This window comes from Domibacillus sp. A3M-37 (genome assembly GCF_024213455.1).
In the GTDB taxonomy this organism is placed as follows: domain Bacteria; phylum Bacillota; class Bacilli; order Bacillales; family Domibacillaceae; genus Domibacillus; species Domibacillus tundrae.
The window spans coordinates 383,308-407,654 of the sequence record NZ_JANAVL010000001.1 but is presented as its reverse complement, the minus strand read 5'-3'; the positions used below and the strand labels follow the sequence as shown (position 1 = coordinate 407,654).

26 protein-coding genes are annotated in these 24,347 nt (G+C 45.8%); 25 read left to right on the top strand and 1 reads right to left on the bottom strand.

Annotation, left to right across the window (positions count from 1 at the left end; translation table 11 throughout):
* Positions 1 to 23 precede the first annotated feature (23 nt).
* The 6 genes from fliS (at position 24) to prfB (ending at position 6,491) form a co-directional block, all read left to right on the top strand.
* Positions 24 to 428 (top strand): flagellar export chaperone FliS, encoded by a 405-nt coding sequence (gene fliS, locus NLX67_RS02145; RefSeq protein ID WP_254310175.1) that lies wholly within the window; start codon positions 24 to 26, stop codon positions 426 to 428.
* The gene (gene fliT, locus NLX67_RS02140) at positions 428 to 772 is read left to right on the top strand and encodes a flagellar protein FliT (RefSeq protein WP_254310174.1); all 345 of its coding nucleotides are present in this window, start codon (positions 428 to 430) and stop codon (positions 770 to 772) included. Before fliS ends, fliT begins: the two co-directional genes overlap by 1 nt.
* 145 nt (positions 773 to 917) lie before the next feature.
* The gene (gene hpf, locus NLX67_RS02135; RefSeq protein ID WP_254310173.1) at positions 918 to 1,472 is read left to right on the top strand and encodes a ribosome hibernation-promoting factor, HPF/YfiA family; all 555 of its coding nucleotides are present in this window, start codon (positions 918 to 920) and stop codon (positions 1,470 to 1,472) included.
* Between the two features lie 101 nt (positions 1,473 to 1,573).
* Entirely contained in the window at positions 1,574 to 2,623 is a 1,050-nt protein-coding gene (locus NLX67_RS02130; RefSeq protein WP_046178168.1) for an SEC-C metal-binding domain-containing protein, read from the top strand.
* A 95-nt stretch (positions 2,624 to 2,718) separates the two neighbouring features.
* Complete coding sequence (gene secA / locus NLX67_RS02125; RefSeq protein ID WP_254310172.1) at positions 2,719 to 5,229, top strand: preprotein translocase subunit SecA; 2,511 nt, start codon at positions 2,719 to 2,721, stop codon at positions 5,227 to 5,229.
* A gap of 163 nt (positions 5,230 to 5,392) precedes the next feature.
* Positions 5,393 to 6,491 (top strand): peptide chain release factor 2 gene (prfB, locus tag NLX67_RS02120; RefSeq protein ID WP_156153932.1). Its coding sequence is split into 2 segments (ribosomal slippage): positions 5,393 to 5,464 and positions 5,466 to 6,491, totalling 1,098 coding nucleotides; the frame shifts between segments, so codons are not numbered across the junction.
* Positions 6,492 to 6,540: 49 nt separating this feature from the next.
* On the opposite strand, the gene NLX67_RS02115 is transcribed toward prfB, so the two are convergent.
* A complete protein-coding gene (locus tag NLX67_RS02115) occupies positions 6,541 to 7,515 on the bottom strand; it encodes a M23 family metallopeptidase (protein ID WP_254310171.1) in 975 nt (324 codons plus the stop codon).
* A gap of 134 nt (positions 7,516 to 7,649) precedes the next feature.
* Here NLX67_RS02115 and NLX67_RS02110 point away from each other — a divergent pair, with 134 nt between their 5' ends.
* From NLX67_RS02110 to NLX67_RS02020, 19 genes are all read left to right on the top strand, one after another.
* Positions 7,650 to 7,856, top strand: coding sequence for a DUF1657 domain-containing protein (locus tag NLX67_RS02110; RefSeq protein ID WP_254310170.1), 207 nt, complete (start codon positions 7,650 to 7,652; stop codon positions 7,854 to 7,856).
* 12 nt (positions 7,857 to 7,868) lie between these two features.
* Positions 7,869 to 8,348, top strand: a complete 480-nt coding sequence (gene spoVAC, locus NLX67_RS02105) for a stage V sporulation protein AC (RefSeq protein ID WP_254310169.1) — start codon at positions 7,869 to 7,871, stop codon at positions 8,346 to 8,348.
* Positions 8,348 to 9,364: a stage V sporulation protein AD gene (spoVAD, locus tag NLX67_RS02100; protein ID WP_046178172.1), complete on the top strand. Its 1,017-nt coding sequence runs from the start codon at positions 8,348 to 8,350 to the stop codon at positions 9,362 to 9,364. The genes spoVAC and spoVAD overlap by 1 nt, the downstream gene beginning before the upstream one ends.
* A complete protein-coding gene (locus NLX67_RS02095) occupies positions 9,364 to 9,567 on the top strand; it encodes a DUF1657 domain-containing protein (protein WP_046178173.1) in 204 nt (67 codons plus the stop codon). Before spoVAD ends, NLX67_RS02095 begins: the two co-directional genes overlap by 1 nt.
* A 741-nt stretch (positions 9,568 to 10,308) precedes the next feature.
* The gene (cccB, locus tag NLX67_RS02090; RefSeq protein ID WP_254310482.1) at positions 10,309 to 10,698 is read left to right on the top strand and encodes a cytochrome c551; all 390 of its coding nucleotides are present in this window, start codon (positions 10,309 to 10,311) and stop codon (positions 10,696 to 10,698) included.
* Between the two features lie 94 nt (positions 10,699 to 10,792).
* Positions 10,793 to 12,268 carry a spore germination protein gene (locus tag NLX67_RS02085; protein WP_254310168.1) on the top strand — a complete coding sequence of 492 codons (1,476 nt, stop codon included), beginning with the start codon at positions 10,793 to 10,795 and terminating at the stop codon, positions 12,266 to 12,268.
* Positions 12,253 to 13,353, top strand: coding sequence for a GerAB/ArcD/ProY family transporter (locus tag NLX67_RS02080; protein WP_254310167.1), 1,101 nt, complete (start codon positions 12,253 to 12,255; stop codon positions 13,351 to 13,353). The genes NLX67_RS02085 and NLX67_RS02080 overlap by 16 nt, the downstream gene beginning before the upstream one ends.
* Positions 13,350 to 14,477, top strand: a complete 1,128-nt coding sequence (locus tag NLX67_RS02075; protein WP_254310166.1) for a Ger(x)C family spore germination protein — start codon at positions 13,350 to 13,352, stop codon at positions 14,475 to 14,477. The genes NLX67_RS02080 and NLX67_RS02075 overlap by 4 nt, the downstream gene beginning before the upstream one ends.
* A gap of 220 nt (positions 14,478 to 14,697) precedes the next feature.
* On the top strand, positions 14,698 to 15,384 hold the full coding sequence (ftsE, locus tag NLX67_RS02070) for a cell division ATP-binding protein FtsE (protein ID WP_254310165.1): 687 nt from the start codon (positions 14,698 to 14,700) through the stop codon (positions 15,382 to 15,384).
* Positions 15,374 to 16,258: a permease-like cell division protein FtsX gene (gene ftsX / locus NLX67_RS02065; protein WP_254310164.1), complete on the top strand. Its 885-nt coding sequence runs from the start codon at positions 15,374 to 15,376 to the stop codon at positions 16,256 to 16,258. Before ftsE ends, ftsX begins: the two co-directional genes overlap by 11 nt.
* Positions 16,259 to 16,294: 36 nt before the next feature.
* Entirely contained in the window at positions 16,295 to 17,641 is a 1,347-nt protein-coding gene (locus tag NLX67_RS02060) for a murein hydrolase activator EnvC family protein (RefSeq protein WP_254310163.1), read from the top strand.
* Positions 17,642 to 17,764: 123 nt separating this feature from the next.
* A complete protein-coding gene (locus NLX67_RS02055; protein WP_254310162.1) occupies positions 17,765 to 17,872 on the top strand; it encodes a YjcZ family sporulation protein in 108 nt (35 codons plus the stop codon).
* A 480-nt stretch (positions 17,873 to 18,352) separates the two neighbouring features.
* Positions 18,353 to 18,529 carry a hypothetical protein gene (locus NLX67_RS02050; protein WP_254310161.1) on the top strand — a complete coding sequence of 59 codons (177 nt, stop codon included), beginning with the start codon at positions 18,353 to 18,355 and terminating at the stop codon, positions 18,527 to 18,529.
* A 130-nt stretch (positions 18,530 to 18,659) separates the two neighbouring features.
* Positions 18,660 to 19,229: a hypothetical protein gene (locus NLX67_RS02045; RefSeq protein ID WP_254310160.1), complete on the top strand. Its 570-nt coding sequence runs from the start codon at positions 18,660 to 18,662 to the stop codon at positions 19,227 to 19,229.
* Complete coding sequence (locus NLX67_RS02040; RefSeq protein WP_254310159.1) at positions 19,226 to 19,765, top strand: redoxin domain-containing protein; 540 nt, start codon at positions 19,226 to 19,228, stop codon at positions 19,763 to 19,765. The genes NLX67_RS02045 and NLX67_RS02040 overlap by 4 nt, the downstream gene beginning before the upstream one ends.
* A gap of 230 nt (positions 19,766 to 19,995) precedes the next feature.
* Positions 19,996 to 21,126, top strand: coding sequence for a trans-sulfuration enzyme family protein (locus NLX67_RS02035; RefSeq protein ID WP_046178182.1), 1,131 nt, complete (start codon positions 19,996 to 19,998; stop codon positions 21,124 to 21,126).
* A 91-nt stretch (positions 21,127 to 21,217) separates the two neighbouring features.
* Positions 21,218 to 22,411 carry a PDZ domain-containing protein gene (locus NLX67_RS02030; protein ID WP_254310158.1) on the top strand — a complete coding sequence of 398 codons (1,194 nt, stop codon included), beginning with the start codon at positions 21,218 to 21,220 and terminating at the stop codon, positions 22,409 to 22,411.
* An 825-nt stretch (positions 22,412 to 23,236) separates the two neighbouring features.
* The gene (yhfH, locus tag NLX67_RS02025; protein ID WP_082091408.1) at positions 23,237 to 23,365 is read left to right on the top strand and encodes a protein YhfH; all 129 of its coding nucleotides are present in this window, start codon (positions 23,237 to 23,239) and stop codon (positions 23,363 to 23,365) included.
* 284 nt (positions 23,366 to 23,649) lie between these two features.
* Positions 23,650 to 24,288: a YfbR-like 5'-deoxynucleotidase gene (locus NLX67_RS02020; RefSeq protein WP_046178184.1), complete on the top strand. Its 639-nt coding sequence runs from the start codon at positions 23,650 to 23,652 to the stop codon at positions 24,286 to 24,288.
* The last annotated feature ends 59 nt before the right edge of the window (positions 24,289 to 24,347 follow it).

Below are 24,347 nucleotides of genomic sequence, written 5' to 3'. Positions count from 1 at the left end.
ATATAAAAAAGGAGTGTCTTTCTTTGGCAATTACTAATCCACAGCAGGCATATGCAAACAACTCTGTCACGACAGCATCTCCAGGCGAATTGACACTGATGCTTTATAATGGATGCATTAAATTTATCCGTTTGGCAGAACGTGCCATGGCGGACAATAATATTGAGCAAAAAAATATCAATGTACAAAAAGCGCAGGCGATTATCCGGGAGTTAAGTATTACATTGAAAACCGATACGGACTTGGCTAAAAACATGCTGTCACTTTATGAATTTCTTCACGAACGCCTTGTTGAAGCGAATATTAAAAATGATCCGGCGATTTTAAAAGAAGTTGAAGAGTTTGTCACGGAATTTCGGGATACATGGAAGCAGGTTATTCAGGAGAACCGCCGCATCCAGCAAGTCGGTGCAGGCGGGCGGGTATAATGACGCCCGTTCATGACTGTCACAAAATGACGAAACGGCTGCTGGATCTGCTTGAAGCGGCCAATCAAGATCGTGACAGTCAAATTGAGCAGGCAGAAAAGCTGCTGGATGAGCGGGGGGAGATTCTTCCGAAGGTTCAGCCCCCTTTCACCGAAGAAGAACAGCAGCTCGGCCGGGAAATTAATTTAATGAATCAAGAAATCGAAGCGCATCTTCAAAAGCTGAGCCAGGCGGTAAAAGAGGATTTGCGTGAAGTCAGTGTGAAAAAGCAGTCGATGGGCAAATATTCGAATCCGTACGAGGCTTTACAGACAGACGGTGTTTTTTATGATAAACGCAACTGAGTGATCCGGTGCTGAAAAAGCCCGGATTTTTTTGTGCAGAAAATTATTTGAAAATTCGACAAATTTTTTTGTGGATTAAGAAGGATTATGAAGGGTATGTAAAGAATAGTTAGAGTATAGCAATTAGTTGAAGGAGGAGTTCCGCATGATGAACTATAACATTCGTGGTGAAAATATTGAAGTGACTCCGGCAATCCGTGAGCACGTAGAGAAGAAGATTAGCAAGCTGGAGCGTTATTTCACCGAAACTCCTAATGCGAATGTACATGTCAATTTAAAAACGTATCCTAACACGAATGCAAAAGTAGAAGTTACGATCCCGATGAAAAATCTTGTTCTTCGTGCTGAAGAGCGAAATCCGGATTTGTATGCGGCCGTTGATTTGATTACTGATAAACTTGAGCGCCAAATCCGCAAACATAAAACAAAAGTAAACCGTAAATTCCGTGAAAAAGGCGATCCGCAAGATTATTTTGCGGTGCAGGCTGATAGTGCGGTAGCAGTGGAAGAAGAAACGGATGATATGCAAGTAGTCCGGACAAAACAATTTGACTTGAAACCGATGGATTCTGAAGAAGCCGTCCTTCAAATGAACCTGCTTGGCCACAGCTTCTTTATTTACACAGATGCTGAAACGAATGGGACAAACATCGTGTACAAACGAAGCGACGGAAAATACGGCTTGATTGAAACAAACTAAATGAATGGACGAGAAGCCTGCAGCAGACGCGGGCTTCTTTTTTGTGTCTGCGATTCATGATATGATAAAGAGCGTGATTTTGCACGAGGAGGAAAATATACATGTCAATTAGACGAAATGATCCGTGCCTGTGCGGCAGCGGAAAAAAATATAAAAAATGCTGCGGGAAAACGGAAGGCACGGCAATTACAGCGGTTCTTGTGGAAGAATCAAGCACGATCCAGCGGGAATTAATAGATTATGCGATGGAACATCATTCCGCCATGCTGAAAAAAGAATTCCAGCCGTTGCTGCAGTCAAATGAAACACTTCGGCAAAATGAGCAGGTCTTTTTAGTGACGTTTGAAATTTGGGCCATTTTAACCCGTACGATCAAAGGGAATGAAACGATTTTAACAGAGTTCGTCAAGCGGCGTGTGCCTTCGATCCCACGCCAGCGTACAGCGGAGATTGTCTCATCTTGGATCGACTACCGCTTTATGGCAGGTGTCATTGAATCATGTGATGGCCCGATGTATGAAGTGCGCGACATTTTAACGGATGAGACGTACTCCATTCGCGCGCTGAAAAGCGTGGACCTTGTGGGGGCTTTTGTGACCGGGGCACTTTTGCCGCATGAATCGGACTACACATTCTTTATGACCGATTTTCATTTTGAAGCGGCGCATGCGCAGGCGATGACAAAAGTGATTGGAGAGATGTATAAATCTTCTTCGTTCGATGATACGCAAGCCTTTTTCACACACGATTTCGCGGCAGTGATGGATACATTGTTTGCGGTTTATGAAAAAGGACATGCAGCGGTTGATTTGACGACACTGACATGGACAAAAGAGGCACACCGGGAGACGGCTGAACATATTGAATCGTCGTTTGAACAAGAACAATTCGGACAGTCTGTTGCACAAATGGCCGTGCTGCTTTGGAATTATTATTGTGCAAAAGAAGATCCTGCGGTTCGGAAGCCGGAAGTGTTTACGGCTGCCTTGATTGGCCTTCTTCAAGCGCACGGTTTATTAGAAGTAAAAGAATCAAAAGCAGCGATTGCCGGACGGTATTCCATTTCCGCGTCAACACTTTCGAAACGACAGAAAGAAATGGAGACAGTGCTTGAAGAGAAGCTGCAGGCAGCCGACAGCGGGCGGAAATAAACCATATAAGTATACGCTCACCTTTAGAAATGGTACTATTAACTAGGAAAAATGCGAAGGTTTTGCCCTGTTGAACCTGAAAAGGAGCGTTTGAAATGGGTTTATTAGATAAAGTATTTGATGCAAATAAAAAAGAAGTAAAAAAGCTTGAAAAAATGGCAGGAAAAGTTGAAGCGCTGGCGGATGAAACAGCGGCGCTCTCTGATATGGCATTAAAATCGAAAACGGAAGAATTTAAAGAGCGCTATCAAAAAGGTGAGTCACTGGATGACTTGCTGAATGAAGCGTTTGCGGTTGTACGGGAAGCAGCGAAACGAGTACTTGGGCTTTATCCGTACCGCGTGCAGCTTATGGGGGGGATTGCCCTTCATGAAGGCAATATTTCCGAGATGAAAACGGGTGAAGGAAAAACGCTGACGGCGACGATGCCGGTTTATTTAAACGCGATTTCCGGAAAAGGTGTTCATGTTATCACGGTCAATGAATACTTGGCGTCCCGTGATGCGGAAGAAATGGGCCATCTTTATGAGTTTCTTGGCTTAACGGTTGGCTTGAACTTAAACAGCTTATCAAAAGAGCAGAAAAAAGAAGCATACGAATCCGATATTACGTACGGAACGAACAACGAATTTGGCTTCGACTATTTGCGTGACAACATGGTGCTGTACAAAGAACATAAAGTGCAGCGGCCGCTTCACTTCGCGGTTATTGATGAAGTTGACTCCATTTTAGTCGATGAAGCGCGGACCCCGCTCATTATTTCCGGCCAGGCCGCCAAATCAACGCAGCTTTACATTCACGCGTTTTCATTTGTCCGCACGTTAAAAGAAGAAGAAGATTTTACCGTTGACATTAAAACGAAAAGCGTGCTGTTAACAGAAGAAGGGATGACGAAAGCGGAGAAAGCGTTCGGCATCGAAAACTTGTTTGACTTAAAACACGTTGGCTTAAATCATCACATTACGCAGGCGTTAAAAGCTCGCATTACGATGCACCGGGATGTTGATTACGTCGTACAGGACGGCGAAGTGGTCATTGTTGACCAGTTTACCGGCCGTTTAATGAAAGGACGCCGCTACTCAGACGGGCTTCATCAGGCGATTGAAGCAAAAGAAGGCGTCAATATTCAGAACGAAAGCATGACGATGGCAACCATTACGTTCCAGAACTACTTCCGTATGTATGAAAAGCTGTCCGGAATGACCGGTACGGCGAAAACGGAAGAAGAAGAGTTCCGGAATATTTACAACATGCGGGTTATCGCGATTCCGACCAACCGTCCGGTTGCCCGTGATGATCGCGCAGATTTAATTTACGCGACGATGAACGGCAAGTTTATGGCGGTTGCGGAAGACATTTATGAACGTTACCAGAAAAAGCAGCCTGTCCTTGTCGGCACAGTTGCGATTGAAACATCTGAACTTATTTCAGCTCACTTAAAGAAAAAAGGGGTTCCGCATAGCGTATTGAATGCGAAAAACCATGAAAGTGAAGCGGAAATCATTTTAAATGCCGGTCAGCCGGGCGCGGTCACGATTGCGACGAACATGGCCGGGCGCGGGACCGATATTAAACTCGGCGACGGCGTAAAAGACCTCGGCGGCTTGGCAGTCATCGGGACCGAGCGCCACGAATCACGCCGGATTGACAATCAGCTCCGTGGACGTTCCGGACGGCAGGGCGATCCGGGTGTGACGCAGTTTTATTTATCGATGGAAGATGAATTAATGCGCCGTTTCGGCTCGGATAACATGAAATCGATGATGACGAAGCTCGGCATGGATGATACACAGCCCATTCAAAGCAAAATGGTTTCCCGTGCGGTCGAATCTGCACAAAAACGCGTGGAAGGAAATAACTTTGACGCACGGAAGCGGCTTCTTGAATATGATGATGTATTACGCCAGCAGCGTGAAATTATTTACAAGCAGCGTGATGAAGTGCTGGAGTCCGAAAACTTGCGCAGCATTTTAGAGGACATGGTAACAAAAGCAATTGCAGCGACCATTGCGGCACATGCGAACGACGACGAGGCAGCGGAACCGTTTAACGCAGAAGGCATTGCAGATACTGTGAATGCGAACCTGCTTGAAGAAGGTGCTGTTTCAGCAGATGAACTTCGCGGACAGGACCTCGATACAATCAGTGGCATCATTACTGAAAAAGTGATGGCGCGCTACAACAACCGTGAAGAACAGCTTGGTGCTGAGCAAATGCGTGAATTTGAAAAAGTCGTTCTGCTTCGTGCAGTCGATTCAAAATGGATTAACCATATCGATGCGATGGACCAGCTTCGCCAAGGCATTCATTTACGTGCATACGGCCAAATTGATCCGCTTCGCGAGTATCAAAATGAAGGCTTTGCGATGTTTGAGCAAATGATCATAGCGATTAATGAAGAAGCATCTAAATACGTCATGAAAGCGGAAATCCGCAGCAATCTTGAGCGGCAGGAAGTCGCAAAAGGCCAGGCGGTCAACCCGAAAGAAGACGAAGGCGCTAAAAAGAAAAAACCGCTCCGTAAAGCACCGGAGATCGGCCGCAACGAACTATGCCCATGCGGCAGCGGCAAGAAATTCAAAAGCTGTCACGGTCTTCAGGAGTAATCTCGCACCAAACGTGGCGAAAACCGCACAAGACGCAGATGAGTCGCACAACAACGCGAGCAAATCGCACAAAGCGCAGCCGATTCGCACAACCAATTGAGAAAGTCGCACTAAATGCGGCCGAACTGCACCAAACTTTTAAAACTAACCCGAGGTGGATCACATGGAACTATTTGAAATTCGCAACACGCTTGACAATTCAGCCGAAAAACTGGCGGACTTCAGGGGGTCTCTTTGACTTAGAAAACAAAGAGGCTCGAATGGCGGAACTTGAAGACCGCATGCTTGACCCTGAATTTTGGAACGACCAGAATGGTGCCCAAACGGTCATCAATGAATCGAATGCATTGAAAGAGATGGTCAATGAATATAAGGACCTTGTGGAGACACAGGAAAACCTTGAAATGACTCATGAGTTATTAAAAGAAGAAGATGATAAGGATTTGCATGAAGAACTTACTGCGGAAATGAAAAAATTCAGTACACGTCTTGAAAATTATGAGCTGCAGATGCTGCTTAGCGAGCAGCATGATAAAAACAATGCGATCCTTGAGCTGCATCCGGGCGCCGGCGGAACCGAGTCACAGGACTGGGCATCGCTGTTGCTTCGCATGTATACACGCTGGGCGGAAAAACGCGGCTTTAAAGTGGAAACAATGGATTACTTACCGGGCGATGAGGCGGGCGTAAAAAGCGTCACCCTGCTTATTAAAGGCCACAACGCATACGGCTATTTAAAAGCGGAAAAAGGCGTTCACCGCCTCGTACGGATTTCACCATTTGATTCATCAGGCCGCCGTCATACGTCTTTCGTATCGTGTGAAGTGATGCCGGAATTCAATGAGGAAATCGAAATCGACATCCGGACGGAAGATTTGAAAGTTGATACGTACCGGGCGAGTGGTGCCGGCGGTCAGCATATTAATACGACGGACTCCGCTGTCCGGATTACCCACATCCCGACAGGTGTCGTTGTGACGTGCCAAACTGAGCGTTCGCAAATTAAAAACCGTGAACACGCGATGAAAATGCTCAAAGGTAAATTGTATCAGCGCCGGTTGGAAGAGCAGGAAGCCGAGCTTCTTGAGATTCGCGGCGAGCAAAAAGAAATCGGCTGGGGAAGCCAAATCCGTTCATACGTCTTCCATCCATATTCCATGGTGAAAGACCACCGGACAAACGAAGAAACAGGGAACATTCAAGCGGTTATGGATGGCGATATTAGTGCATTCATTAACGCCTATCTTCGCTCCCGTTTATAATAAAATGAAAAACCACCTGAGCCATTTCGGTTCGGTGGTTTTTTTTCTGTCATTGTGATTGCCGATCCTGCTGCTCCCAATGCGCGAGCGATGGGTACGGATCAAATGCCCACTCGGTTCGGCCGTTGTATTTGTACATGCCGTAGTGAAGATGAGGAGGGAATAAGCCGGATGTGCCCTGCTTGCCATAGCCCGAACTGCCGACATATCCAATGACAGTACCAGGCTTCACAATCATGCCTTCCTTAATGTTTTCTGCAAAGCCGGATAAATGGGCAAAGTAATGGTACACATTTTGAGCGTCACGTATGCCGATTCGCCACCCGCCATAATCGTTCCACCCTTTTATTTCAATGACTCCGTATGTTGTCGCTTGGACAGGAACACCATAAGAAGCGAAAAGATCCGTTCCTTCATGAATGCGCCGTCCGCCCCAGCCCCGATTATCGCCCCATGTGCTCCTGTAGCTATAATTATGCCCAATCGGCAGCGGAAATGAGTGATCATCAAGCTGAATCGTATCAAAGCGGTGATAAAGCCTGGCAATCGTCATAATCTGCTTGACGGTTTCGTCTTTTTTATAATAGCTCTTTAACGATTTCTGAATGTCTTTTTCTGTGAAGCCGTTTTTCGTTAATACATGTGCCATTGTATAAAAGACATCGTCGGGATCATCGGGGTCAGCTTTCCCATCGCGGTTTCCATCCTGACCGTTTCCGCCAAAAAAAGAAATAAGCGCCGGTATTGTCGTCTCTTTTACCGGATTCAGTTTTCCCGACCAAAACGATTTAGAAAAATGAATGGCAGCCGGTCCATCTTTATCTGGAATGTCATCGCGAACGGCTTGAATATTTCGCTCGTATTGATCAATAGCGGCTAAATAATACCATGGGAGCATCGTCATTCGTTCGATTTTTTCATAATAGGCAGCTCGTTCATTCAGCTGTTTTTCCGCCGAAACGGGTACCGCACAGAAAAAATAAAGGATGAGGCAGGCCATTGGCAGCCGGCTCCACTTTGACATCTACATCCCTCCGTTCTTTTACCCCTATTATCGTACCCATCTGCCCGTCAACATTTCCTGTTACTTCTTGGATGAATAAACATGGCTTTTTTTTGCCACGCTACAAGTGTTCAGATAAAAAAGGAGGGATAAACATGACCGTTATTAATGACGTAAAACAAACGATGGCCGGTCTTAAAACGGTGCAGGCGAGCTTTGAAACATTCTCGCTCAGCACAGATAACCAGCAGGCGAAAAAGCTGTATGAGGATGCGTCAAAGCAAACGCAAATGATTATCGATCAAATTGGTCCGCGCGTTGACCAGATTATGCAGGAAGAACCGCAGTACCGACAATCGTAAGGATGTGAAAACATGGCAAATAATAAAAAAAAGACGCTGACGCCTGTTCAGCAGGAATACCAGGAGCTGCAAAAACAGCGGGAAGCAAAGCGGCCAGTTGTTCGAAACTGTGTGAATGCCTTTTTAGTTGGCGGCTTGATTTGTGTCATCGGCCAGGCGATTCAATACTTTTATATTTTCTTTTTTGATTTTACTGAACGAACGGCAGGCAATCCGACAGCCGGAACGATGATTTTCATTGCGATGATTTTGACTGGATTCGGGGTGTATGACCGGATTGCCCAATTTGCGGGCGCAGGCTCCGCTGTTCCGCTGACCGGATTCGGCAATGCCGTGATTTCAGCAGCGATTGAGCACCGATCGGAAGGATTTGTGCTTGGGGTTGGCGGAAACATGTTTAAGCTGGCTGGTTCGGTGATTTTATTCGGGGTGTTTTCTGCATTTATTGTGGCGACAATTAAAACACTGTTGACCCAATGGGGTGGACTCTAATGCTGGCGGGTCATCGTACATGGATATTTGACCAGAAGCCGGTGATTACAGCAACGGGGACGGTTGGCGGACCATTCGAAGCAAATGGCATGCTGGCAGACGATTTTGATCTTCTGCATGAAGATTTATGGATCGGGCAGGACTCGTATGAAAAAGCGCACCAGCTTCTGTTTGAAGAAGCGTGCCAAAAAGCGATGGAAAAAGGCGGCCTCCGAAAAGACCAAGTCCAGTTTATTTTAGGCGGCGATCTTATCAACCAAATCACGCCGACGAGCCTCGCCTGTCGGACGCTTGGGGCGCCGTATCTTGGCTTATTCGGTGCCTGTTCTACGTCTATGGAGGGACTTGCTCTTGGAGCGATGATTATCAATGCAAAAGGAGCGAATCATGTACTGACCGGCGCATCCAGCCACAATGCGGCGGTGGAAAAGCAGTTTCGCTATCCGACTGAATACGGCGGACAAAAACCGCCGACATCCCAATGGACAGTAACTGGTGCTGGTGCAGCATTATTAAGCGGTGATGGAAAAGGTCCGCGTGTGACGTCTGCAACGATCGGGCGTGTTGTCGATATGGGACTGACGGACCCGTTTAATATGGGCGGGGCAATGGCGCCGGCTGCTGTCGATACAATCGAAGCACATTTCATAGACCGAAATATCGAGCCTTCCTACTACGATTTGATTGTCACGGGGGATTTAGGCGAAATCGGCCATGCCGTTTCACTTGATTTATTCAAAAAACACCAGACTCCTATTCATGAAACACAATATAAAGACTGCGGCATAATGATTTATCGAAAAGGCCAGCCGGTTTATTCAGGAGGCAGCGGTGCGGGTTGTTCAGCCGTCGTCACATACGGCCATTTACTGAATCAAATGAAAAAAGGCGAAATAAAGCGTATGCTTGTTGTCGCCACAGGTGCCCTTTTATCGCCGCTGACCTTTCAGCAGGGCGAATCGATTCCGTGCATTGCTCATGCTGTATCAATTGAAGCAGAAGAGGGGGGCTCATAATGACCGTTGCGTCAGAAGTAAACCAATGTCTTGCCAGCTTGAAAAGCATTGAATCAAGTCTTTCAGCGCTTGCAATGCTGTCCCAAAATAACGAATCACGCCTAACGCTGCACGAGGCGATGATGACTGTAAGTGAAACAGCAGCGGACGTACAAAAGCGGGCTGGTGAACTCGAACGGGAAGAACAGTATAAAGGATATTAACAGCCAGGAGGGGTCCTGTGCCGGAATGAATTGAAGTTGGACCGTGCATCCCGCAGGAGTCTTCGCCTGGACGGCTTCACCAGGTGTTTAGAAAAGCAGCGATGGAGAGTGGGTCTTTATATAGGGGAATTCTTTCACAATCGTGGGACGTTTCTATGTATTCTTTCACTGCTGCTGCGAAAGAATACGGATCCTTCAGACGATGCTGTTTTGTCCAAAAGCACAGGCGGAGGCGCGCGGCGGAGACGAGCTCAGCGCCTGCCCCATGGAAAGCGAAGCCGTGCATCCCCCGCCTTTTCGGCTCCCATTAAAAAAGCTCATATGAAAAGAAGCAAAGAGATATTCCGGTAAAAAATTCAATTTGTCTACACGCTGAAAGCGGCTGTTTCAGCTGCTTTTTTTTTGAATTTGTGACAGGAATTACTGTTGAGAGCTGCAGCGTAAGTCGTAACGGAGATGAAACGGAATAGTTTCCTCGGCTTGGTGGGCATCGTTATTTTTACGCTTATCCCTTTCCTTGTCGGATGGAAGACGTGAATTTTGCGGTGTTGGAGGTGTCCGGTGATTGCTGTCATGCCGCTTTTAAAAAGCCAGCCTGTACGTTTGTTTTTATCCGAAGAAGGGAACAAAAGAGCTAGAAACCAATCTTGCGTTTTTCGTCACGGGCAATCTGTTTTTCAACGGGCGGAGTTTGGTATACTAACGGTGGATTTTCATCCAGATCAAGAGGGGGAACAGCAAATGGAATGGAAAAAATCATTATTAGCGCTCATACTTGGGTCGTCAGTTGCGCTTGCAGCGTGCGGCGGCGGGGAAGAAGAGGATGCGGCAGATAATACGGCGGTAGAAGATACTGAAACAGAAACTGAAACAGAAGCGCCGGCAACAGATGAAGGCACAGAAGAGACGACGGCTTCCGCCGGTGAAGAAGTGTATCAGCAAAGCTGCTTAAGCTGCCACGGAGGCAACCTTGAAGGCGGATTTGGCCCGGCACTTGACAAAATAGGCGCAGAATACAGTAAAGATGAGATTTTAGACATTATTCATAACGGAAAAGGCCAAATGCCGGCAAACGTTGTAGAAGGTGAAGAAGCTGAAGCTGTAGCCTCATGGCTGGCAGAAAAAAAATAACCAAGAGACAAAAGAGCTGACTCGGTCGGCTCTTTTTTTCGTGCATAAAAATCTCCAGTCTTCCCATGCTATAGAAAAAAGGGGGACGAAGAGTATGTTATTTTGGCGTGGTGACAAAAATGGAGTGTTTTCTCTGTCGGCTGCTGATAATACAAAGCGTCTTACCGAGATGCTGGGTAATTCAAGCGACGTGAAAGAGAGACAGTTTTCATTTGGAAAAACACAAGGAATTGCTTTATATATAACAACACTTGTTGATTCATTATTAGTGGAGGAGCATATTCTAAGGCCACTCACAGAAAACAGATCGAAAAGTCCGGAAGATTCAATTACAGTGCTTGACCGTACAGAGGCAGCTGACTTTAACGATGCGTTAGATGGACTTTTGACGGGGAAAACGCTGCTGTTTTTTGAGGGACAGTCCGCTTGTTTTATATGCGGCACAGAAAGAACGGCTCTTCGTACCATTATGGAGCCCCAAAATGAAAAAATAGTTCGCGGAGCACATGACGGATTTGTTGAAAATCTAAATACCAATATTTTTCTTCTCCGTAGTCGTGTGGAAAGCAAGGAACTCGTTGTTGAGTTTATGGAAAAAGGTAAAAGAGTAAAGAAACAAATCGCCATCGTATATGAAAAGAAAATTGCCAATCCAGAGCTTATTAAAGAATTAAAGCGCAGAATGGAGTCCATTAACACAGAAATGATCTACAGCGCAGGGCATATTGAACAATTAATAGAGGATTCTTCGCTGTCGCCATTCCCACAGTTTCTCGTTACCGAACGGCCGGACCGGGCTGCAGCGAACATTATGGAAGGGCGTATTGCCATATTAAACGATGGCACGCCAACAGTTATCCTTGCGCCAACGACATTTTTTGCTTTTTACCAGTCACCGGATGATTACACAAGCCGTATGTGGGCTGGTTCTTTTTACCGGCTGCTCCGTCTTCTTGGTTTTTTTATCGCGTTTCTTCTGCCGGCACTGTATATTGCCGTGGTGGCCTATCATCCAGAAGTAATACCGGGGGATTTAATTGTGCAGATGAAAGGATCAGTTGAAAACATTCCGTATCCGCCGCTTGTAGAAGCCCTGTTTATGGAGCTGACGATTGAATTAATTCGGGAAGCGGGGATAAGGCTGCCTAGTCCTATTGGGCAGACCATTGGCGTTGTCGGCGGGCTTGTTATTGGGCAATCCGTTGTTAGTGCGGGTCTCGTTTCCAATCTGACGGTTATTGTTGTTGCACTTACCGCAATAGCCGCCTACGTTGTGCCATCTACGGAAATGGGGATGTCCATCCGGCTGATCCGTTTCCCGGTTATGGTGGCGGCGTCGCTGTTCGGATTTTACGGGCTTGTTTTCGCTATGATGGTGCTGGCTATTCATTTGTGTAAATTGAATTCACTCAATACCCCGTATTTTGCACCGTTCGCGCCGCTTCGCTGGAAAGACTTAAAAGATACCGTTATCCGCCGGTCGGTCTGGAAACAAAAAACGCGGCCAAGCGACAGCATGCCGCTTGATAAAACGAAAGAAGATGGTTCCAGAGAGTGGGTGAAAGAGTGAAAGAACATGCAACAATTAGCAAACAGCAACTTTTTTTTATGCTGTTACAAATACATGTAGGCGTTGGCATTTTATCGCTTCCGTACGTCGTTCATAGGGAAGCAGGCAAGGACGGCTGGATATCGATTCTTCTCGCCGGTATCCTTGTACAAGCAGGGATCGCGATTATCTGGCTGTTGTCTTCCCGTTTTCCGAACAAGACATTGTATGATTTTGCACCGCTGGTTCTTGGCCGCGCAGTGGGGTTTGTGTTGAATACACTGTATGTCGTGTTCTTTTTTATTATAGCCTGCTACACCCTGGCGATTTTTCTTTCCGTATCCGCCAATTGGGTATTTCATTACACGCCGCGCAGCGTATTTGCAGTTATCGTTATTGGAATCACGGTGTATCTTATCAAGGAAAATATACGCATCATTGCCCGGTTTTCTACACTTACATCGTTTCTTCTTGCAGCGGTGTTCTTGCTGTTTTTATTTATGGTCAATGATTTAAATGTTCGCTATCTGCTGCCGGTCGGATCTGCAGGAACGCCTGCTATTTTAACGGGTGCAGAGCAAGCCCTTTTTTCGTTTACAGGATTTGAAATGCTTCTTTTGTTGTTTCCTTTAACGAAAGCTTCGGGGAAAGAAAAATGGAAAGCGGCAGCCAGTGCGAGTGGAATAGTGGCTGTTTTGTACGCGCTTCTTGCTGCTTTTTCATATATGTATTTCAGCTCGGATAAATTAAAGCATGTGCCGGAGCCGGTACTTTACATGGTTAGATCAATGGAGCTGGGTGTCATTGAGCGCGTTGATCTTATTTTTTTATCGGCGTGGGCTGTATTTGCTATTACAACTTTTATGAGTTATTTACATGCCGCAGCATTAGGCGCTGCTCGCCTTGTAAAAGCGGAGCATCACCGGAAAGCCGTCTATTGGCTTGCCGCGCTCGTTTTGCCGGTTTCGCTTTATGCGGAGAACTCCAATGAGCTGGAACGAATCAGTGGAACAATTGGTACGTGGTCATCGCTCTTTTTATTTGCACTGCCAGTATTCTTGCTTATTATAGCGATGATGAGGAAAAAACGGGAGGAATCATCATGAAAAAATGGTGGTTGGCTATCCCAATCTGCCTGCTTCTTTCAGGCTGTTGGGACCAAAGGATGTTAAAAGACCTGAATCTCATATTTGGTGTCGGGCTGGACGCAACGAAAGAGGACCGTGTAGCATTGACTCTCGAAGTTCCAGAAGAAGGTGGTGCCGGCGGCGGCAGCGGCGGCAGTGGCGGAGGCAGCCAGCAGGAACAAGCATCGGCGAGCCAGATCATTACAGAGAACGCGAGAACGGTAAGAGAAAGCTCCTATCAGCTAGATCGCAGGCTGGGCGGCACGCTTGATATTTCAAAATTACGTGTTTTGATTGTTGGCCGGGAAAGTGCCGAAAAAGACATCTATCCGCTTCTCGATTCTTTTTATCGAGAACCAGTGAGTCCTCTCAATGCCAAAATTGCGGTCGTGGAAGGCAAAGCGGAAACGTTTTTCCAAAATCAATTTAAGGGACACAAGGTATACAGTGAATATTTCTTTGAAATGATCGAAACCGCTGAGCAAGAATCGATCGCGCCGATAACCGATTTGCAGCTCGCTTGCATCCTTCTGCTTGATGACGCCACTGATGCGGTGCTTCCGCTCATGTCTTATGATAAAAAGGATCAGGCTGCCAAGATGGATGGCGCGGCACTGTTTAATGATCGGAAAATGACAGGGACGCTAAAACCGCTGGAAACGTCGGCCTTTTTGCTGCTCGCGGGACAAAAGGGCAGAGAGCTGCCATTTACCATTCAGACTGAGAATGGGTATATGATGACCGTCTTAGTGGAGGATTCAAAGCGAAAGATGAAGGTTAATGTATCAGAGCAGAAAAAAGCATCGGCAGATATTTCACTCGAAATGGATGTCCAGGTTATCGAGTATCCACCTAACCACCTGAACGATTCGAAAGAGCTGGCTGAGTTAAACAAGGAATTATCCAGTGAAATGAATAAACTTCTTGGTAAAACGATGAAAAAAATGCAAAAAGCGAACTCTGACGCCATTGGGATTGGACGCCATATCCTCTCAAAGAACCCGGCGCAATTCAAAAAAATGGATTGGAAAAAAACGTATCCAGAAATCGAAGTGAAAATTGACACTAAAGTAGAAATAACGGGAAGCGGGAGTATATTATAAACTTTATTTTCTGTTTGTATTATGAATCAATAAACGAGAAAAAACGTCCATAAGGGCGTTTTTTTCTCGTTATGTCAAAACATATCGAAATAATATTACACAGTGAAATGAATCTGTAATATATTCTTTTCATTATGACAAAACGAAGAGTGCTATAATGTTTTTTGGGAAGCAAAAAAGGGTATAACAGCGATTCGAATTAAAGAAACAAGGTGATGGAATGATAGATATGCAAGGTGTGACAAAAAAATACCCGAACGGGGTCACAGCGCTATCAGGCGTTGACGTCACGATAAAGCAAGGAGAGTTTGTGTATATCGTCGGTCCAAGTGGTGCCGGAAAATCGACGTTTATCAAATTAATATATCGAGAAGAAAAGCCATCCGGCGGCATGGTTACGGTTGGCGGAATGAATATTGCTTTGCTTAAGCAGCGATCCATTCCGGCGCTGCGCAGAAAAGTCGGTGTTGTCTTCCAGGACTTTAAGCTTTTGCCGCTTTTAAATGTATATGAAAATGTGGCGTTTGCGCTTGAAGTGATTGAGGAAGAGCCGGCTGTCATTCGCAAGCGGGTGATGGAAGTGCTCGATTTGGTTGGGCTTAAGCATAAAGCGCGTATGCTGCCGACAGAGTTGTCCGGCGGCGAACAGCAGCGAATCGCGATTGCCCGTTCGATCGTCAATAATCCGAAAGTGGTCATTGCCGATGAACCGACAGGCAATCTGGATCCCGACACATCTTGGGATATTATGAGGTTATTTGAGACCATTAACGAACGCGGGACCACGATTGTCATGGCGACGCACAATAAAGACATTGTGAATAAGATCCGCCGACGCGTCATTGCGATTGAAAACGGACGAATTGTCCGGGATGAACAGCGGGGTGATTACGGTTATGAAGCCTAGAACATTCCGCCGTCACTTTAGAGAAAGCTTTAAAAATCTGCGCCGTAATGGATGGATGACATTCGCGGCCGTCTCGGCAGTTACGGTCACACTTCTGTTAACCGGTATTTTTCTTGTCATTATGCTTAATTTAAACAAAATAGGCACAGACATTGAAAATGATGTAGAAGTACGAGTTCATGTAAAGCTGGATTTAACTGAAGCCGATAAAGAACAGCTGAGAGCGCAAATTGAAAATCTACCTGAAGTTGAAAATGTCGAATATTCATCAAAGGAACAAGAGCTGCAAAACATTATTAAGGATATGGGCAGCGACTTTACCTTATTTGAGCAAAGCAATCCGCTGTATGATGTGTTTATCGTAAAAACAGCGCGTCCGCAGGATACACCGGATGCGGCGCGGAAAATCGAGCAGTTTGCACAGACCGAAACCGCCATATATGGAGAGGAAAAGGTTGAAAACTTATTCAGCTTTATGAAAACAGCCCGCAATGTCGGCATTGTCCTCGTAGCAGGTCTTTTGTTTACTGCCATGTTTTTAATCTCTAACACAATTAAAATCACCATCTTTGCCCGCCGGAAAGAAATTGAGATTATGAAACTCGTGGGAGCAACAAACTGGTTTATTCGCTGGCCATTTTTATTGGAAGGATTATGGATCGGGTTACTCGGTTCTATCATTCCGGTTGTGGCGATTGCTGTTGGATATTACTATGCGGAACAGGCACTTTCAGCTAAGCTAGCCGCACATTTCGTTGAATTTATTGGCTACATTCCACTAGTTGTGCCAGTGACAGTTCTTATGCTTGCAATCGCTGTTTTTATCGGCATTTGGGGCAGCTTTATTTCAGTCAGACGCTTTTTGAATGTATAAAGAAAAATGGATACAGGGACGAGAGGAGGCAATCAGTTGAAAAGACGTTCATACATGGCGCTTGCAGTCGCAGCGTCACTCGGATTCAGCCTTGCAGGGGGGGCTTCTGCGGAGAGTTTATCTGACCTCCAAAAGCGTCAACAGCAAATTCAGTCGCAAAAATCTGGACTTGAAAATAATATTAGCGAAAAAGACCAAACGATTTCCGAACTTCAGCAGCAGCAGGACAGCGTAACGGCTGAGATCCGTAAGCTGGACAGCGCCATTACAGAGTCTGAATCAAAGATTAGAGCGAAAGAACAAGAGATTGCCAAAACGAAAGCAGAGATTGAGCGGCTTCGTGCGGAAATTGAGGAATTAAAGATTCGTATTGCGGAACGGACTGTCGTTTTAGAAGACCGTGCCCGCTCGATCCAGCAAAACGGCGGGTCGGCCAGCTACATTGACGTTTTGCTTGGTGCAGAAAGTTTTAGTGATTTTGTCAATCGTGCAACAGCAGTAACGACTCTTGTGAATGCAGATAAAGATATTTTGCAAGAGCAGGAAAACGATAAAAAACAGCTTGAAGCAAACGAACAAAAAGTAAAAGAGCAGCTTGTCAGTTTAGAAGAGATGCTTGCAGAACTGGAAAAAATGAATGCGGAGCTCCAAAAGCAGCGTACCGCTAAAAACAATGTCATGAAAGGGCTCGTGGCAGATGAACACGAAGCACATGAACAAAAGCTGAGCCTGGAAGAAGAACAAAGCCTGCTTTCTTCCCAGGAAGCGTCCATTCAAGCAGCGATTCAAGCGGAACAAGCACGTATTGCGGAGCAGGAGCGTTTAGCGGCGGAAGCGGCGAAAAAGAAAGCAGAGCAAGAAGCGGCAGCTGCAAAAGCGGCCGAGGCAGCAAAAGCGTCTAAAGCAGCCCCAGTTCAAGAAGCATCTGTTTCCGAAGCTGCACCAGAGCCGGCTGTTGTCCGTTCAACCGTTCAACCATCTGATTCAGGCGGCATGTTTATGCGTCCGGCTCAGGGGACATTTACGTCAGGATACGGGCAGCGCTCACTGGGCGACCATAAAGGCATCGACATTGCCAATAGCGCAAGTGTGCCAATTGTTGCTGCTGCAGACGGCGTTGTGAGCCGTTCCTATTATTCAGATACATATGGAAATGCGATATTAATTTCACATTCTATTAATGGCCAGGTATATACGACAGTATATGCTCATATGTCTGAGCGTCTCGTCAATGGTGGAAGCGTATCAAAGGGCCAGACAATCGGCTATATGGGGAACACGGGCCGTTCGTATGGACAGCATTTGCACTTTGAGATTCACAAAGGTCCATGGACAGTTGGAAAAGAAAACTCTGTAGATCCGGCGCAATATATTAATTTATAATGACTAGTGCCTGTTCCTCACCGCTTTAATACAGTGGGGAACAGGTACTTTTTTATCGTTATAGACGGCGTGCTCTTCCGCCTTCCTTCTCCGTGCATGTAACGAACAGAGAGGTGGATTGGCATGAGCGAATACAAAGACAACGGCTACGGCAGCGGTTTCGCATTGGTGGCCGTGTTGTTCATTTTGCTTATCATCGCAGGCGCTGCTTACATTGGCTGGGGCAGCTGATGAATAAAAAGCCGCTGAACAGGCGGCTTTTTATTCTGTTGAAATAAGAGTTTGTCAATAAAGAATAGGTGACAAGTTCCTTCTTTTTGAACCACTGTGCTTGCGCCTCGTCTAGCAGGGCGGCTTCTGCAGGACTGCGCGTTCCTGGGGGCGGGTGGTGAGCTAACCTTTGCCACTGCCGCGTCAAAGGTGGATCTCATCTGACCCGCTGATCCCCATGGAGTCTCCGTCCTGCGCCAGCCGCCTTAGTGGGGAGGAGAAGCAGCGATCAAAAACGTTACATTCCCCTTCTTTATTGGCAAGAAAAGCGGTCCGAAAGTAAAGGAAAGAATGCTTTTTCAGAAGAAGACATTCTGTGTAAATCATAGGAGGCTTCCGCTTTTAGGACGATATGATTTCCCAAAAAGAATAGGGGATTCAAAGCAGGTCTTGTTCGCCTATTCGCTGCTTTTTTAGAACCACAACGGCGGAGGGCTGCCGGTGGAGACTTCCGCTGGACGAGCGGACAGGGTGAAACAGTCGGCACGAAGTGCGGGCTGGTTCACCGTTCGCCCAGCAGAAAAGCGGAACCGGCAGACCGCAGCCCCTGACGCCTCTTTTCCAAACAAACAGTCGATTTCTCGCTTGAAAAAATGGACGATTTCAGCAAAAAAATAATAAATCTTCTTGACACCTTTCTTTTTCAACACTATGAAAAGCCGCTGAACAGGCGGCTTTTATGTTTTATACCTATGTACGTATATACTGAATGGAAAAAGCTCATATGATATGATGGAAAGGATAAAATATGGACGTTATTCAAATTGGAAATGTGACGCTCCCTGTCGTGCAGCCAGCCGTAGCGCTCGCTTTATTTGGAACATGGCTGTATGCACGTTTAACACTCGGTAAAGCATTCTCAGAACAGGTGAGCAGTGCGGCATTTCTGTTTATTGCCGTCTGGAAATTAAGTATTCTGTTATTTCAGTTTGAACTTGTTATAAAAGCGCCATTATCCCTTCTTTATTTTAACGGCGGCACAAACGGTTTTATCCTTGGCATCATGGTGGCACTCGCCTATATGGGGATGAAAAAAATGCCTGCATATAAAGCGGCACTTGCCTGGGCAGTCGTTGTCGCTATTTATCCACTTGCATTTGCTCTTTTAAGTGGATCGTGGACCTATTGGGATGGAATTCAAACGGCAGGAAGCGTGCTCTTTTTCTTTGTCGCCAAAGAAGGCGTGGAGCGGGCACTTATTTTACTTTTGTTTTGGCAGCTGCTGTTTTTATCAGCTGATGGAGACGTTTTTAGCGTAGAAGCAATGGTTTATACATTGGTTACGGCTTATATCATCATGTGGAGGAAAAAGAAATGAGTAAAAAGTGGTTTGGCATCTTGCTGATTGCTTTCTTAATTGGCATTGCCGGCTTTAATTTGTACAATGACCGTAAAGACGTTACAGATATCGGAGAAGCAGGCATAGCAGTTAATAACGACCAAACAGGGATTGCTGTCGGTGACAAAGCACCTGATTTTACAGTCGGAAAAATGGACGGAAACGAAGTAAAGCTGTCAGACTACAAAGGGAAAAAAGTCTTTTTAAATTTCTGGGCGACGTGGTGTCCTCCGTGTAAAGCGGAAATGCCGCATATGCAGTCTTTTTATGAAGAAAAACCAGAAAACGTTGAAATTTTAGCAGTCAATTTAGAAGAAAGCAATAAAAAAGCGAAGGATTTCGCCGATCAATATAAATTAACGTTTCCCATTTTAATGGACGAAGACGGCACGGTGGGAGAAGCGTACGAAGTATATACGATTCCGACTACTTATGTTCTAAATGAAGATGGGACGGTGCATCAAAAAATTGTTGGACCGATGGACGTGCCAATGATGAAGAACCTTATCAAGTAACAGGCTGTTTTTAAAAGGCTAAGAAAATATTATATCCTTAATGATGTCCAGCTCCAGGCGCCATCAGCTCGAGGTCATAGGTCAAGCCCTTCTGGAGGCAAAAAGCGCCTCCTGAAGGGCTCGTCTTATGCTTGTCGCTGATAAACGGGCGCCTTGCGCTTTTCTCAAAGGCGGATTTGTTTTTGTGCAATTTTCGGAATATAATGAACAGGTGAAAAGGAGTGGGGATAGTGGATTCATTTAATACAAAAGCGGTGCATGGCGAAAAATTGCCAAAGCATATTCAAAGCAAAGTGACGCCGATTTATCAGACATCGGTGTTTTCATTTGATAGTTTAGAAGAAATGGAAGGCTATTATAACGGCGAAGCACCATACTTATATACGCGTGTCGGCAATCCGAACGCAGACGAGCTGGCTAATACCACGGCACGCCTTGAAGGCGCGCCAGCGGGTGTTGCTGCGTCTTCAGGACTTGGGGCGATTATGGCGGCAGTGCTTGCTGTAGCCAAAAGCGGCGATCATCTTGTGGCAGCACATGATGTATATGGCGGCACCTTTTACATGCTGAAAGAAGAATTGGCGCGGATGGGCATTGATACATCTTTTGTCAATTTTGAAGATGAGAAGGCCATTGAAGCAGCGATTCGCCCGGAGACTGTTATTTTATATACAGAATCCATTACAAATCCGTTTTTGCGCGTGGAGAATTTGAGCCGTATGTCAGCACTTGCCCAGGAAAAAGAACTTGTGCTTATTGTGGACAATACGTTTGCGACCCCTTATCTAGTTAAACCATTTGAACTGGGCGCGGACATGGTCGTTCATTCTGCGACAAAATACATTGGCGGACATAGCGACGTTTCAGCTGGTGTTGTCGTAGGAAAAGAAGAATACATAGCTGCCGCACGCAGCCGCGTTGTGAACATCGGCTTGAATTTGAGTCCGTTTGAGTCATGGCTTGCTTGCCGAGGAGCAAAGACACTCGGTTTGCGGATGGAACGCCAATCAGCGAATGCGCAGAAAGTGTCAGACTGGCTCAGCACGCAGCCGAATGTAAAAGGAGTATTTTATCCAAAAGGCGTATCCGAAAAAGGCAACGGCGCAATTGTCACGATTGAGTTAGCGGATCACACAGATGAAGCGGTCTTTTTCCGTTCGCTTGGCTGGATTCAAATTGTACCGTCACTCGCTGGTGTGGAGACGACGGTTTCGTGGCCCTTTGGCACGTCCCATCGTTCACTGAATGCAGAAGAAAAAGCAGCAGTTGGCGTATCGGAAAAAATGGTCCGCATTTCGATCGGTATTGAAGAAGCAGAAGATATTATCAGTGAGCTTGAAAAGGCGCTGAACGAAGCTTGACGAAAAAACGCCGCAAGTCTGTTAACGATTGCACAGGCTTTCTGATACAATAGAGAGAAAGATTTTTGTGCAACGCTCTGGAGGGACTTTTATGGCTTTGGACTGGCTTATGCAGCTCGGTGCTGCAGCAGGAAGATTATTGCTTCATCCTATCTTTTATTTTTCATTTGTTCTGGCTTTTATCGTTGGCATGTTTCGTGTCACACGTGAGCGCAAGGACTTTGACACGCGCGTGTATGACATATATCAGGAAATTCGGTTTATTTTGCCATCCAGCTTAGCGGTTGGTTTCATGTTATCGTTAGTTGGGCTCACACTTGGGCTGGCACTCCCAGCTGACCTATTAAGTTTTATGGCTGCATTGTTCATTATCTTCAGTATCGGCGGTTTTTTTCTCCTATCGCCCGCATGGACATTAACAGCAGCTTACGCCGTATTTGTGCTGTCTGAACAGCTTGGTTATTCGTTCATTTTATATAAGCCTCTTCAAATGAGCGCTATCTTGACCATTTTGGCGATCTTAACAGCTCTTCTCGTCATAGCAGAAGGCGTACTCATCCGTAAGCGGGGTCATCAAGGGACATCTCCCCGTATTGAAATAAGCAAGCGGGGGCAAAAAACAGCGGTTCATCTTGCCCGCCGCCTTTGGCTCGTGCCCGTATTTTTGCCAGTGCCAGCAAGCCGCCCGCTTGAGGCGTTTGGGGACTGGTGGCCGGTCATTCCGATTGGAGCAGAAAGCTACTATCTTGTGTTGTTTCCGTTTTTAATCGGCTTTTCAATGATTGTCCGCAGTACACTTCCGGCTCTCGCTGTGCAGTCAACGGGAAAAAGTGTTATTTGGGCAGGCATATTCGCTTTGATAATAGCAGCAAGTTCTTATTGGGTATGGCAGCTTTCGGCTCTGGCCGTTCTGTTTGCTGCCGCCGCCCGGTTCGCGATTACCCGTCGCCACTACGGCTATGAAAAGCACCGTCCTTACTTTTTTACGACGCAATCCAAAGGGATTATGATTGTTGGGGTATTGCCTGCAGCGCCTGCTCGAAAGATGGGGCTCAGCATCGGCGAGATCATCACAAAAGTAAACGATGTACCGGTCCAAACAGAGCCGGAATTTTACAAAGCGCTCCAAAAAAATGCGGCGTATTGCAAGCTTGAAGTCATTGGCTTAAACGGCCAGCTTCGATTTGTACAAGGCTCTATTTATGAAAATGAACATCACGAACTTGGGCTGTTATTCGCACCTGAAGAAAAAGAATATATGGATGACTCTGTGTTTTCCGATTAAACGTCCTCAATCAGGAGGACGTTTCATTCTGTTGAAATAAGAGTTTGTCAATAAAGAATAGGTGACAAGTTCCTTCTTTTTGAACCACTGTGCTTGCGCCTCGTCTAGCAGGGCGGCTTCTGCAGGACTGCGCGTTCCTGGGGGCGGGTGGTGAGCTAACCTTTGCCGCTGCCGCGTCAAAGGTGGATCTCATCTGACCCGCTGATCCCCATGGAGTCTCCGTCCTGCGCCAGCCGCCTTAGTGGGGAGGAGAAGCAGCGATCAAAATGTTACATTCCCCTTCTTTATTGGCAAGAAAAGCGGTCCGAAAGTAAAGGAAAGAATGCTTTTTCAGAAGGAGACATTCTGTGTAAATCATAAGAGGCTTCCGCTTTTAGGACGATATGATTTCCCAAAAAGAATAGGAGATTCAAAGCAGGTCTTGTTCGCATATTCTCTGCTTTTTTAGAACCACAACGGCGGAGGGCTGCCGGTGGAGACTTCCGCTGGACGAGCGGACAGGGTGAAACAGTCGGCACGAAGTGCGGGCTCGTTCACCGTTCGCCCAGCAGAAAAGCGGAACCGGCAGACCGCAGCCCCTGACGCCTCTTTTCCAAATAAACAGTCGATTTCTCGCTTGAAAAAATGGACGATTGTAGCAAAAAAAATAATAAATTTTCTTGATACCTTTCTTTTTCAACACTATGAAACGTCCTCAATCAGGAGGACGTTTTTTTTATTTTTTAAAAAATTTATTATATAACAGGTGTTGACTTATTTTATCTGTTATAATACAATAGGTTTAACAGCAATACATTATCTAAAAATTTAGAGGGGGTCATCAACATGATGCCATTAGAATTTTACCGTAACATTCCAGGAAAAGAGTGCTGCCAGTGCGGTGCGCAGATGGTGGAGCAGCACGAATCGTATCATGCAGAGTGTGAACGCTGCTTAAGCAAAATGGAGGAATAAACAATATTGGACAATGTAACCGAATTCATCTGAAAAATCTGCCTGTTTATTCAATAACAGAGCAGATTTTTCTTTTTTTTCTGTCTATTTGTCGGTACAATAGGCATCATAGCTTATACAAGAAGAGCACTTATACAGGAAGTATTGGCTTCTTCGTTATGCACAGGACGTGCATGTTCTTAGAAGAAGTTCACTTATACAGGAAGTATTGACTTCTTCGTTATGCACAGGACGTGCATGTTCTTAGAAGAAGTTCATTAATTGATAAAAAAGGAGTGGATATCATGGGGGTTCATACATATTTTAAAACGTTGTCAGATCTTGAACATTTATATCGCCTGCCGGGGAAATTTAAATTTCAATCGCATAACGTGGCGGCTCATTCATTTAAAGTGGCGAAAATCGCGCAGTTTTTAGGGACAGTCGAAGAAATGAACGGAGAAACAGTCAACTGGAGGTCGCTTTACGAAAAAGCACTCAATCATGACTATGCGGAATTGTTTACCGGTGACATTAAAACACCCGTCAAATATGCGACAACGGAATTAAAAGAGCTGTTTTCGCAAGTAGAAGAACAAATGGCGCGCCGTTTTATTGAAGCGGAATTTCCGACAGAATTTCACGAAGCATACTTTCGCCGTCTGAAGGAAGGGAAAGACAGCACGCTCGAAGGACGTATTTTATCGGTAGCGGATAAAGTAGATTTGTTGTATGAAGCGTATGGTGAAATTTTGAAGCGTAATCCGGACCCGCTCTTTTTTGAAATTTATGAAGAAGCACTTAATACAATCTTGAAATTTCAGGATCTTCATTGCGTACAATATTTTATTGATCATATTATGCCTGATATGCTTGCAGAAAAATTCATGCCCCATAGTGAGCTTCGCGATTTAACAGAGCGCATTATCAGCCGGTCTGAATAAATCTGGTCTTTTCGAATTCGCAAAAATCCAGTATGATAAAAGAAAACAGCTGGGAGGAA